The sequence below is a fragment of the Kribbella sp. VKM Ac-2571 genome (genome assembly GCF_004362255.1).
Classification (GTDB): Bacteria; Actinomycetota; Actinomycetes; order Propionibacteriales; family Kribbellaceae; genus Kribbella; species Kribbella pratensis.
The window spans coordinates 132,778-142,894 of the sequence record NZ_SNWS01000010.1 but is presented as its reverse complement, the minus strand read 5'-3'; the positions used below and the strand labels follow the sequence as shown (position 1 = coordinate 142,894).

The 10,117-nt window shown below is 68.5% G+C and carries 12 protein-coding genes; 5 read left to right on the top strand and 7 right to left on the bottom strand.

Annotated elements, in window-relative coordinates; translation table 11 throughout:
- The first annotated feature begins 70 nt into the window (after window positions 1-70).
- Window positions 71-1,051: a nitrilase family protein gene (locus tag EV651_RS22720; protein ID WP_133787241.1), complete on the top strand. Its 981-nt coding sequence runs from the start codon at window positions 71-73 to the stop codon at window positions 1,049-1,051.
- 94 nt (window positions 1,052-1,145) lie between these two features.
- Here the strand turns inward: EV651_RS22720 and ispF are convergent, their stop codons facing one another.
- Genes ispF through EV651_RS22705 form a run of 3 tightly spaced genes read right to left on the bottom strand, consistent with a single transcriptional unit; the run spans window position 1,146 to window position 2,806 of the window.
- Window positions 1,146-1,616, bottom strand: a complete 471-nt coding sequence (gene ispF, locus EV651_RS22715) for a 2-C-methyl-D-erythritol 2,4-cyclodiphosphate synthase (protein ID WP_133787240.1) — start codon at window positions 1,614-1,616, stop codon at window positions 1,146-1,148.
- Window positions 1,613-2,311 carry a 2-C-methyl-D-erythritol 4-phosphate cytidylyltransferase gene (ispD, locus tag EV651_RS22710; protein WP_133787239.1) on the bottom strand — a complete coding sequence of 233 codons (699 nt, stop codon included), beginning with the start codon at window positions 2,309-2,311 and terminating at the stop codon, window positions 1,613-1,615. Before ispD ends, ispF begins: the two co-directional genes overlap by 4 nt.
- Before the next feature lie 9 nt (window positions 2,312-2,320).
- On the bottom strand, window positions 2,321-2,806 hold the full coding sequence (locus tag EV651_RS22705; RefSeq protein ID WP_130383315.1) for a CarD family transcriptional regulator: 486 nt from the start codon (window positions 2,804-2,806) through the stop codon (window positions 2,321-2,323).
- 320 nt (window positions 2,807-3,126) lie between these two features.
- Here EV651_RS22705 and EV651_RS22700 point away from each other — a divergent pair, with 320 nt between their 5' ends.
- The gene (locus tag EV651_RS22700; protein WP_133787238.1) at window positions 3,127-3,747 is read left to right on the top strand and encodes a hypothetical protein; all 621 of its coding nucleotides are present in this window, start codon (window positions 3,127-3,129) and stop codon (window positions 3,745-3,747) included.
- Between the two features lie 129 nt (window positions 3,748-3,876).
- Here the strand turns inward: EV651_RS22700 and EV651_RS22695 are convergent, their stop codons facing one another.
- The 3 genes from EV651_RS22695 to EV651_RS22685 all read right to left on the bottom strand — a co-directional run bounded on the left by EV651_RS22695 (window position 3,877) and on the right by EV651_RS22685 (window position 6,887).
- Window positions 3,877-4,917: an iron-siderophore ABC transporter substrate-binding protein gene (locus EV651_RS22695; RefSeq protein ID WP_133787237.1), complete on the bottom strand. Its 1,041-nt coding sequence runs from the start codon at window positions 4,915-4,917 to the stop codon at window positions 3,877-3,879.
- Window positions 4,918-4,995: 78 nt separating this feature from the next.
- The gene (locus EV651_RS22690; protein ID WP_133787236.1) at window positions 4,996-5,673 is read right to left on the bottom strand and encodes a response regulator transcription factor; all 678 of its coding nucleotides are present in this window, start codon (window positions 5,671-5,673) and stop codon (window positions 4,996-4,998) included.
- Window positions 5,670-6,887 (bottom strand): cell wall metabolism sensor histidine kinase WalK, encoded by a 1,218-nt coding sequence (locus tag EV651_RS22685; protein ID WP_133787235.1) that lies wholly within the window; start codon window positions 6,885-6,887, stop codon window positions 5,670-5,672. The genes EV651_RS22690 and EV651_RS22685 overlap by 4 nt, the downstream gene beginning before the upstream one ends.
- Before the next feature lie 195 nt (window positions 6,888-7,082).
- Between EV651_RS22685 and phoU the strand changes: the two genes are divergently transcribed.
- The 3 genes from phoU to EV651_RS22670 all read left to right on the top strand — a co-directional run bounded on the left by phoU (window position 7,083) and on the right by EV651_RS22670 (window position 9,234).
- Entirely contained in the window at window positions 7,083-7,790 is a 708-nt protein-coding gene (phoU, locus tag EV651_RS22680; RefSeq protein WP_133787234.1) for a phosphate signaling complex protein PhoU, read from the top strand.
- A gap of 201 nt (window positions 7,791-7,991) precedes the next feature.
- Window positions 7,992-8,936 carry a hypothetical protein gene (locus EV651_RS22675; protein ID WP_133787233.1) on the top strand — a complete coding sequence of 315 codons (945 nt, stop codon included), beginning with the start codon at window positions 7,992-7,994 and terminating at the stop codon, window positions 8,934-8,936.
- A gap of 61 nt (window positions 8,937-8,997) precedes the next feature.
- Complete coding sequence (locus tag EV651_RS22670; protein ID WP_133787232.1) at window positions 8,998-9,234, top strand: hypothetical protein; 237 nt, start codon at window positions 8,998-9,000, stop codon at window positions 9,232-9,234.
- A 133-nt stretch (window positions 9,235-9,367) separates the two neighbouring features.
- Here EV651_RS22670 and EV651_RS22665 read toward each other — a convergent pair whose 3' ends face one another.
- Window positions 9,368-10,114: a phosphoglyceromutase gene (locus tag EV651_RS22665; RefSeq protein ID WP_133787231.1), complete on the bottom strand. Its 747-nt coding sequence runs from the start codon at window positions 10,112-10,114 to the stop codon at window positions 9,368-9,370.
- Window positions 10,115-10,117: the final 3 nt, after the last annotated feature.

The following is a 10,117-nucleotide window of genomic DNA, read 5'->3' as shown; positions in this document are numbered from 1 at the left end:
AACCCCAGGATATGGAACCTTCGCGAACCGCTATTGGACGTCATAGGTGCCTCGGCGTTTCGATGGTCGTATGACGTCCTTTCGCGCCGCTGTCGTGCAGTTCGAGCCGACCCCTGACCAGCCCTCGGCCAATCTCGCCACGGTCGACCGTCTCGCCCGGCAGGCAGTCGGCGACGGCGCCCGGCTGATCGTGTTCCCGGAGATGTGCTTGCTCGGCTACTGGCATCTCCGGCGACACACTCCCGCCCGGCTGCACGAGCTCGCCCAGCCGGCCGATGGACCGCTGGTCAGCCGGGTCGTTGCTCTCGCCAAGGAACTGGACGCGGGGATCGGCGTCGGGTTCCTCGAAGGTGCCGACGGCATGTTGTTCAACGCGTACGCCGTCTGCCTGCCGGACGGAACCGTCCACGTGCACCGGAAGCTGCATGCGTTCGAACACGAGGAGATCGCGAGCGGATCGTCGTACACGGTGTTCGACACGCCGTGGGGATTCCGCGCCGGGGTGCTGATCTGCTGGGACAACAACCTGGTGGAGAACGTCCGGATCACGGCGTTGCTCGGCGCAACGGTCCTGATCGCGCCGCACCAGACCGGCGGGACGAACTCGCGCAGCCCGCACGGGATGAAGCCGATCCCCCTAGAGGTGTGGACGAGCGGGGACCGCGCGGCGATCGAGGAGGCCTTCAACGGGCCGAGCGGGCGGGAATGGCTGATGCGGTGGTTGCCGGCACGCGCGCACGACAACGGGATGTTCCTGCTGTTCAGCAACGGCGTCGGCCGGGACGACGATGAACTCCGCACGGGAAACGCGATGATCCTCGACCCGTACGGCCGCATCGTCGCGGAGACCCCGGTCCCCGCCGAGGCCGTGGTGGTCGCGGACCTCGACCTCGACCTGGTGCCCCTGGCAACCGGCCGCCGCTGGCTCCGCGGCCGCCGCCCCGAGCTCTATGCCCCGCTCACCCAACGCCAAGGCAACGAACTAGACCCCCGAGCCGCCCGCTTCTCCCCGGACCCCGTCCCCCTCGACACCTCCCGTCCCCAACTTTGAGAAGCCACCGACCAAGAACCCGCTCCGAAAATGATCGGTGGCTTCTCAAAGTTGAAAGGAGCGGGGCGGGGAGGTGGGGAGGCGACGGGGTAGGTCAGTAGATGAGGGCGGTGGCGATGGCGGTGATGCCTTCGCCGCGGCCGGGGAAGCCGAGGCCGTCGGTCGTTGCCGCGCTCACCGAAACCTCGGCGTCGCACGCGGCGGAGAGGACCTTCTCCGCCTCCTCGCGACGAGTGCCGATCCGGGGGCGGTTGCAGACGATCTGCACCGCGACATTCCCGATCTCGAACCCGGCGGCCCGGACCCGGCGCGCGGCCTCCGCCACCAGCACAATCCCGGCCGCACCGGCCCACTCGGGCTCGGCGGTACCGAAGTTCGATCCCAGGTCACCCAGCTTCGCGGCGGTGAGCAGCGCCGTACAGATAGCGTGTGCCGCCGCGTCGCCATCGGAATGACCTGACAGCCCGGCCGGCTCGTCCGGCCAGTGCAGGCCGGCCAGCCACATCGGGCGGCCTTCTTCCAGCGGGTGTACGTCGACGCCGTTGCCGACCCGTGGAACCTTCACGAGATCCTCCGCTCCGCAAGCAGCGCCTCGGCGAGCAGCAGGTCCTGCGGCCGGGTCACCTTGAACGCGTCCGGCGAACCTTCGACCGTCCGCACCGTGACCCCGATCCGCTCACACATCATCGCGTCATCGGTCACGGCCGCGTCGGCACCAGCCGCATGTGCGCGCCGCAGTACGTCCGGAGCGAACCCTTGCGGTGTCTGTACGGCGACCAGCGTCGACCGATCAGGCGTCTCGACAACGTCACCGGTCGGCCCGATCCGCTTGATCGTGTCCGTCACCGGCACCACTGGTACGACGGCCTCGGCGCCGGCTCGCACCGCCGCCACGACGCGCTCGATCGCAGCGGCCGGCACGAACGCCCGCGCCGCGTCGTGGACCAGGATGCAGTCGATCCCGTCGACCGGCACCACGTCCAGAGCTGCCCGCACCGAAGCAGGCCGCTCCGCACCGCCGGCCACCACGATCAGCCGCGCATCCCCGACGTACGGCGTGAGCTCCTTGCCGACCGTCTCCTCGGAGCCGGGCGGCACGGCGACCACGAAACAGACGAGGTCGGCGGCGGTCGCTGCCTTCAGTCCACGCACCGCGTGGACCAGCAACGAGTCGCCACCGACCTCTCGAAATGCCTTCGGGGTCTCACCACCCAGTCGCAGCCCTAGCCCGGCCGCGGGAATCACGACCGCGCTACTCATGGGATTCGACTACGAAGCGAGGACCTCGTCGAGGATGGCTTCCGCCTTGTCCTCGTTGGTGTGCTCGGCCAGGGCCAGCTCGGAGACCAGGATCTGGCGAGCCTTCGCCAGCATCCGCTTCTCACCGGCGGACAGACCGCGGTCACGCTCACGGCGCCACAGGTCGCGGACGACCTCTGCCACCTTCAGCACGTCACCGGAGTGCAGTTTCTCCAGGTTCGCCTTGTAGCGTCGCGACCAGTTGGTCGGCTCCTCCGTGTGCGGTGCACGGAGCACGTCGAAGACGCGCTCCAGGCCAGCCTGATCCACGACGTCACGCACGCCGACGAGATCGAGGTTGCACGCGGGGACCCGGACGACCAGGTCGTTCTGTGCGACGATCCTCAAGACCAGATAGGCCTTGTCCTCACCTTTGATCTTGCGGGTCTCGATGTCCTCGATGACGGCCGCACCATGATTGGGGTAAACAACCGTCTCGCCGACTGTGAAAGTCATATGTCACGTGCCCCTTTCCAAGACCAATACTACCACGCGGTCGCTGGCCTGGCCGGGGCGTTTGCGCTGGTCAGGGGCCACTTCCTGCCTTGACAAACGCTGTTTCACATGCCTCGTGCGCGCGCACACCGTTGCTCCGGACATCGCTTCGGCACCCTTTCGGCGGCATCCCGGCGTCCGGCCCGCCCATCACGAGGGCTACGCTGTGGGGCGCCGGAGGCCGCTGCCTGACGGTGTCCACAGCCGGTCCACAGTCGGTCCGCCGTCGCCGCACACCAGTGCCGCGACAGGTCCGAAAAGCTTGCACGAGAGGGATTCCAGTGCCGATCACGTTGTCCTCGCGGTTCGCCCGGCGTACCGCGCTGGCGGGTGCCGCCGCCACTCTCAGTATCGCGCTGGCGGCGTGCAGCGCGAGCTTCTCCGCGCCGACCCTGCAGCCGTACCAGGCCGCGGAGGGCACCAACATCGAGTCCGGCCAGATCAAGGTCCGCAACATGCTGGTGCTGGCCGATGGCGACGGCAAGGGTGAACTGCACAGCGTGATCGTCAACAACGGCGACGCCCCGGAGACCGTGGTCAGCATCGAGCAGGCCGCACCCGGGACGGCCGACGGCCAGGCCGGCGCCGACCAGCCGACCGAGGTCAAGTTCACCGGGCTCACCAAGCCGCTGGAGCTGGAGCCGCACACAGCGCTCGTCCTGCCGGGCACGGGCACCGAGGCTCCGGGCGCCGAGACCAGCCCGAGCACGACGCCGTCGGAAACCCCGAGTGGGACCCCGACCCCGGGCGCCGAGGAGGCCGGTCCGGCGATCAGCGTGACCGGTGCGAAGCCGGGCCAGATGGTCAACGTGACGATCACCTTCGGCACCGCGGCACCGGTCTCGGCCTACGTCCCGGTCCTCACCGACGACCACTACTCCCCATCCCCCGCCGCCGAGTAGACCTCCGAACGACAGAACGGGCCGCCCCGCCGCGGGACGGCCCGTTCTACTTGGCAGGGCGGCCCCGGCGCGGGACGGCCAGTTCTACTTGGTAGGGCGAGCCGGCGGCGTGGTTCGCCGTACCGGCCCTTAGTTCTTGCTGGCTGAGGCGGCCTTGGAGAGGCTCGGGAGCACCTTGTCGAGCACCCAGGGGACGCTCAGCACGCTCACCGCGCTCATGCCGGAGATCACCTGCTGGTCCTGCAGCGCGTACGCGCCACCGCTCTTGACCGCCTTCAGCGACGAGTAGACCGGGTCGGCCAGGAACTTCTGCGTCCCGATCCCGTCGACGTACGCGATCAGCACGTCGGCGTCGACGTCCGCGACCTTCTCCTTACTAATGGTGAGCGAGAACTCCTTCTTGGTGTTGGTCTTCTCCAGCGCCTCCACCCCCGGCGCGTTCTTGAAGCCCATCTCGTTCAGGATCTGCACGCGCGGGTCACCCGGCATGTAGACGTAGTTCTCGGCACCGAACGAGCCGACCGTGATGGTCTTGTCCTTGAACTCGGGGTGATCCGCGGCGACCTGCTTGATCTTGTCCGAGATGCCGGCGATCAGCTTCTCCGCGTCGGCCTTCTTGCCGAGCGCCTCACCGACCAGCAGGGTCTGGTCCTGCCAGGTGGTCTGCCACGGCGCCCCCGGGTACGCGACGGTCGGCGCGATCCCGCTCAAGGTCTTGTACGTCGCCTCGTCGAAGCCCTCGTACGGGGCCAGGATGACGTCCGGCTTCAGCGCCGCGATCTTCTCGAACGGGTACTTGTCGCCGGTGTCCAGCAACGTCGTCTTCGACTTGTCGAACTTGTCCGCATCCCACGCGGTGACGCCGTCGGCGGTCGGGCCGTAGGTGACCTTCGGCATCCCGACCGGGGTCTCGCCGAGCGCGTAGACCACGTCCTGGGCGTTCCAGCCGAGCGTGACGATCCGCTCCGGCTTCTTGGTGATCGTCGTGTCGCCGAACGTGTTCTTCAGCGTGACCGGGAACCCGGACTGTGCCGAGCCGGCCGTACCGGCCGAAGTCTCGGCCTGCTTGTCGCCGTCGCTGCCGCACGCGGCCAGCGAGGTCGTGGCGAACAGCACGGCGGTGACCGCGCCGGCGACACCTCGGGCGACCTTGATACGGGACCAGGACATGTAGTGCTCCTTAGATTGCCTCAACTAAGGAGAGCCTAAGCTAACTCCACAGGCCGTCGCGACCTGCCGGGGTGTGACTCAGGACTCGAACTTGTAGCCCAGGCCACGCACTGTGACCAGGTGCTGCGGGTTCGACGGGTCCTTCTCGAGCTTCGAGCGCAGCCGCTTCACGTGCACGTCCAGGGTCTTGGTGTCGCCCACGTAGTCGGCGCCCCAGATCCGGTCGATCAGCTGACCGCGGGTCAGCACCCGGCCGGTGTTCCGCAGCAGCATCTCGAGCAGCTCGAACTCCTTCAGCGGGAGCCGGATCTCGGTCCCGGACACCGTCACCACGTGCCGCTCGACGTCCATCCGGACCGGGCCGGCCTCGAGGGTGTCCGGCAGCAGCTCGACGTCCTGACCGCGACGCAGTACGGCGCGAACGCGGGCCAGCAGCTCCCGCGGGCTGTACGGCTTGGTCACGTAGTCGTCCGCGCCGAGCTCGAGCCCGACGACCTTGTCGACCTCGGTGTCCTTGGCGCTGACGATGATCACCGGGACGTTGCCCCGGCTGCGGAGCGCCCGGCAGACCTCCGTGCCGGACAGACCCGGCAGCATCAGGTCGAGCAGGACGATGTCCGCACCGGCGCGGTCGTACTCGTCCAGCGCGTCCGGCCCGGTCTCCGCGACGGCGACCTCGAACCCTTCCTTGCGCAGTACGTACGACAGCGCGTCGCTGTAGCTCTCTTCGTCTTCGACGACCAGCACTCGGGTCACGAAGCTGTCTCCTTTGTCTTCTGACCTGACGGGGTAGGCGTCAGGGGAACGGCCGGCTCCTCCTGGCTGGTGGAGTCGGTCTGGCCCGGTGCGGGTTCGAGCCGCAACGGGAGTCTCACGGTGAAGGTGGAACCTTGGCCCTCGACGCTCCAGACCCGCACGTCGCCGCCATGGATCGAGGCGATGTGCTTGACGATCGAGAGGCCGAGACCGGTGCCGCCGGTCTCCCGGCTGCGGGCCCGGTCGACCCGGTAGAAGCGCTCGAACACGCGTTCCAGGTCACTGCTCGGGATGCCCACACCCTGGTCGGACACCGTCACCTCGACGAGGTCCCCGATCGGATGCGCGGCGACCGCGACCCGGGTGCCGTCCGGGCTGTAGTTGATGGCGTTCTCGACCAGGTTGCCGATCGCCATCGCCAGCTGGTCCTCGCTGCCGAGCACCTCGAGCTCGGGCTCGCTCTTCACCACGATCTTGATGTCCCGGTCCTCGGCGTCGATCCGGCAGCGGTCCACCGCGGTCTCGATGACCCCGTTGATGTCCACCGGGCCGGGGTTCTCCAGCGGGTCGTCGCCCTGCAGGCGGGACAGCTCGATGATCTCCTTGACCAGCCGGCTCAGCCGGGAGGCCTCGATCCGCATCCGGTCCGAGAACCGCTGCACAGCCTCCGGGTCGTCGGAGGCCTCCGAGACCGCGTCGGCGAGCAGGATCAGCGCGCCTACCGGGGTCTTCAGCTCGTGGCTGACGTTGACGGTGAAGTCCCGCCGGATCGCGTCCAGACGGCGCTCGCGCGTGCGGTCCTCGACCAGCACCAGTACGAGCTGGCTGCCCAGCGGCGCCACCCGGGCACTGACGTACTGCGTCGCACCCAGCCGGCCCCGGACGATCTCCAGGTCCTGCTGGCGGATCTCGCCGTCGCGACGGACCTGACGAACCATGGTCAGGATGTCGTCGACCACGAGCCGCTCACCGCGGACGATGCCGAGCACGTGCGCCGGGGCGCTGGCCTGCAGCACCTGGTCCTCGGGCCCCATCACGACCGCCGAGGACCGCAGTACCGACAGCACCGTGGCGACACCGGAGGGTACGGCGGGCTCCGGGGACTCCGGGATCTTGCGCTGCGCCCGCTCCGAAAGCATCATCGCGCCGAGCGAAAGCAGAGCCAGGGCCGCGCCGATGACGCCGCCCAGCACCGCAGCCAGCGTGGGGTCCACGGCAACGATGCTACGCGGGCGACCAGCAGGGAAAGACCGAATGAGCACCGGATGACCGGGACACGACCTAACTGTTCATCGGTCGTTCACCACTCGTCGCCATCCGGCAACCTCGACGGCATACGGTCACGGTGGGAGGGGTACCGTGCCGGTCCCCTCCGCGGCACCGGACACCACAGATCGGATTCGAACACCATGCGTGACACGTACCACGAGCAGCTCGACGACATCCTCGCCGAGCTGGAGCGGATGACGCGGACGGTGTCCACCGCCGTACGCCGGTCGACGGCGGCCCTGCTGGAGGCGGACATCCGCAAGGCCGAAGAGGTCATCGCGGCCGACATCCAGCTCGATGCCGCCGGTGAGGGTGTCGAGGAGAAGGTGTTCGAGCTGATGGCGCGGCAGTCGCCGGTCGCCAACGAGCTGCGGATGCTGGTCGCCGCGCTGCGGATGGTCGCCGACCTGGAGCGGATGGGCGACCTGGCCGCGCACGTGTCGAAGATCGCCCGGATGCGGTACCCGGCGCCGGCGATCCCGGCCGAACTGCACGACGTGATCGAGTCGATGGGGTCCGTGGCCGGCAAGATGGTCGACGCCGCCGGCGACGTGATCGCGACCCGCGACGTCGAGGCGGCCGGACGGCTCGAGGCCAGCGACGACGAGATGGACAAGCTGCGCTCGAACCAGTTCCGTCTGATGATGGACGAGGAGTGGCCGCACGGCGTCGAGGTCGCCGTCGACATGGCCCTGCTGAGCCGCTACTACGAGCGGATCTCCGACCACGCGGTCGCGATGGCCCGCCGCGTCGTCTACCTCGTCACCGGCGAACTCCCGGTAGCCATCGGCGGCACCGCCGCCGGCTCCGGCGCCGGCGCCTCCGCCCCCAACCCCAACGGCAACTGACCTCCGGCGCGGCTGCCTTCTACCGGCTTCGCCGGGGCGCGGACCGTGGTGCCGGGCTACCGCAGTCGGCCCGCGCGCAGATCTCTATCTGGTCACGTTCGGTGATCGATGTAACGCCAGGTGTGTGGCGCGCGATGGGACGGGAGGTGACCCGGTCTCGGGATCCGCCCCGGGAAGACATCTCGTGAAAGAGGACTCGCTATGCGACTGCAACGACTCGCCCTCGCGGTGGCAGGGATGGGCCTGCTCGCTGCGTCCGTCGTTTCTGCGCCCGCCAACGCCGCGAAGACCGACCTGAAGCCGTGGTCCGACCTGACCAAGCAGTCGAACTCCGCGAAGGCCGCCACCGAAGCCTGCGAGATCACGACCGGCTACCCGACCGCGGCCGGCACCATGGAGGCGGCCGATGTCACCGCCGGCCGGCCGCCGCAAGGTGCGCCGTACGATTCGTTCAAGTTCGTCGGCACCCGCGCGAACGCGACCTGGTACATGGCCGCCAACGCCGCAGGGACCCAGTTCTACTACTACGGCCTGCTGCTGCAGGGCGGGAACCTGTACCGGCACACCACTTACGTGTACCCGTACCACCCGCCGGTCGCCACCTTCAAGAAGGTCGGCAACGGCTGGACGAGCTTCAAGACCATCGCCACGTCGAACGACAGCGTCGACGGCCCGAGCCACGCCTACCTGTACGGCCTGAACAGCAACGGCAGCCTGTACCGGTACGCGATCGTCGGCGCCGGCTTCAAGTCCCTCGGCTCGTTCCCGGGCTTCAAGGGCTTCAAGACGATGACGGTGATCAGCGAGACCATGACGTACGACACCCTGCTGATGACCACGACCGCCGGCGCGCTCTGGACCGTGCGGATCCCGGTCGCCGCCTCCACGAAGCCGGTCCTCAAGCGGATCCGGTCCGGCGGCTGGCAGAACTTCGAGTCGCTGGTCGTCCAGAACTGCGGCACCCGCGGCGGCGTCCTGATCGTTGGCGTCGACAACAACACCCAGACCGGCACGCTCTACGCGATGAGCAAGGCGAACGGCGCAGCCACCGCCCTCACCGGCTACGGCAAGATCCCCGGCGTCGTCTACAACGGCGTCAACACCGTCCGCCTCGCCAACCACTACGACCCGCTGCGCGGCGAGTAACCGTGCCCGCCGGGCGGCCCGATCCCCCGCGCGCCGCCCTACGGCCCGGTACCGTCACCCCATGACCGACGACTCCGAGACCAGCCGCCTGGTCAACACCGACGTTTCGACGCTCACTCCCGCTGAGATGAGGGCGCACCTGAACGCCGTGGAGCGCCGAATGAAACATCTACTGAGAACCGAGCGCGACCTCCTGGAAACCAGCGCCCAAGTTCTCATCGACCACCCGGAACTGCAGTCCAGACTCGAATACCTCCGCACGGTAGACCTCGACGACCCCGCGGACCCGGACTCCTAACAGGCTTCAGAGCAGCCGTCGCCTCGGCCTACTCCCGGGAAAGCGTGGGGTTGAACAGGAAATAACCTGTTCAACCCCACCGCCATGCCGGCTACGGCCCCGGCGCGTGGCCTTTCGGCGGGGCCGGGGTGTTCTAGCGGCCCTGGTTTTTGACGGCTTCTATGGCGGCCTTGGCGGCGGCGGGGTCTAGGTATTCGCCGCCGGGGGTGACGGGCTTGAAGTTGTCGTCGAGTTCGTAGTACAGGGGGATGCCGGTGGGGATGTTGAGGCCGACGATGGTCTTCTCGTCGAGGTTGTCGAGGTGTTTGACCAGGGCGCGGAGTGAGTTGCCGTGCGCGGTGACGAGGACGGTCTTGCCGGCGCGCAGGTCCGGCACGATCGCGTCGTACCAGTAGGGCAGCATCCGCTCGACGACGTCCTTCAGGCACTCGGTCGCGGGCAAGATCTCCGGCGGCAGCCCGGCGTACCGCGGGTCGCCGGCCTGGTCGTACTCGGAGCCGCGCTCGATCGCCGGCGGCGGTGTGTCGTACGAGCGGCGGAAGAGCATGAACTGCTCCTCGCCGAGCTCCTCCAGGGTCTGCTTTTTGTCCTTGCCCTGCAGGCCGCCGTAGTGCCGCTCATTGAGGCGCCAGGACCGCCGTACGTCGATCCACTGGCGCCCGGCCTCCTCGAGCGCGATGTTCGCGGTCCGGATGGCGCGGCGCAGCACCGACGTGTGCAGTACGTCGGGCAGCAGTTCGCGCTCGAGCAGCAACTGGCCGCCGCGGTGCGCCTCCTCGACGCCCTGGGCGTTCAGGTCGACGTCGACCCAGCCGGTGAACAGGTTCTTGGCGTTCCAGTCGCTGTGGCCGTGGCGGAGCAGGATCAGGCGATAGGTCATGCG

What these genes read in the sequence shown, in the direction of transcription:
- ispD (WP_133787239.1), bottom strand. Translation starts at nt 2,311, where the DNA reads ATGAGTAGCGCGGTCGTGATTCCCGCGGCCGGGCTAGGGCTGCGACTG.
- EV651_RS22720 (WP_133787241.1), top strand. Translation starts at nt 71, where the DNA reads ATGACGTCCTTTCGCGCCGCTGTCGTGCAGTTCGAGCCGACCCCTGAC.
- EV651_RS22670 (WP_133787232.1), top strand. Translation starts at nt 8,998, where the DNA reads ATGACCGACGACTCCGAGACCAGCCGCCTGGTCAACACCGACGTTTCG.
- EV651_RS22705 (WP_130383315.1), bottom strand. Translation starts at nt 2,806, where the DNA reads ATGACTTTCACAGTCGGCGAGACGGTTGTTTACCCCAATCATGGTGCG.
- phoU (WP_133787234.1), top strand. Translation starts at nt 7,083, where the DNA reads ATGCGTGACACGTACCACGAGCAGCTCGACGACATCCTCGCCGAGCTG.
- EV651_RS22695 (WP_133787237.1), bottom strand. Translation starts at nt 4,917, where the DNA reads ATGTCCTGGTCCCGTATCAAGGTCGCCCGAGGTGTCGCCGGCGCGGTC.
- EV651_RS22675 (WP_133787233.1), top strand. Translation starts at nt 7,992, where the DNA reads ATGCGACTGCAACGACTCGCCCTCGCGGTGGCAGGGATGGGCCTGCTC.
- EV651_RS22665 (WP_133787231.1), bottom strand. Translation starts at nt 10,114, where the DNA reads ATGACCTATCGCCTGATCCTGCTCCGCCACGGCCACAGCGACTGGAAC.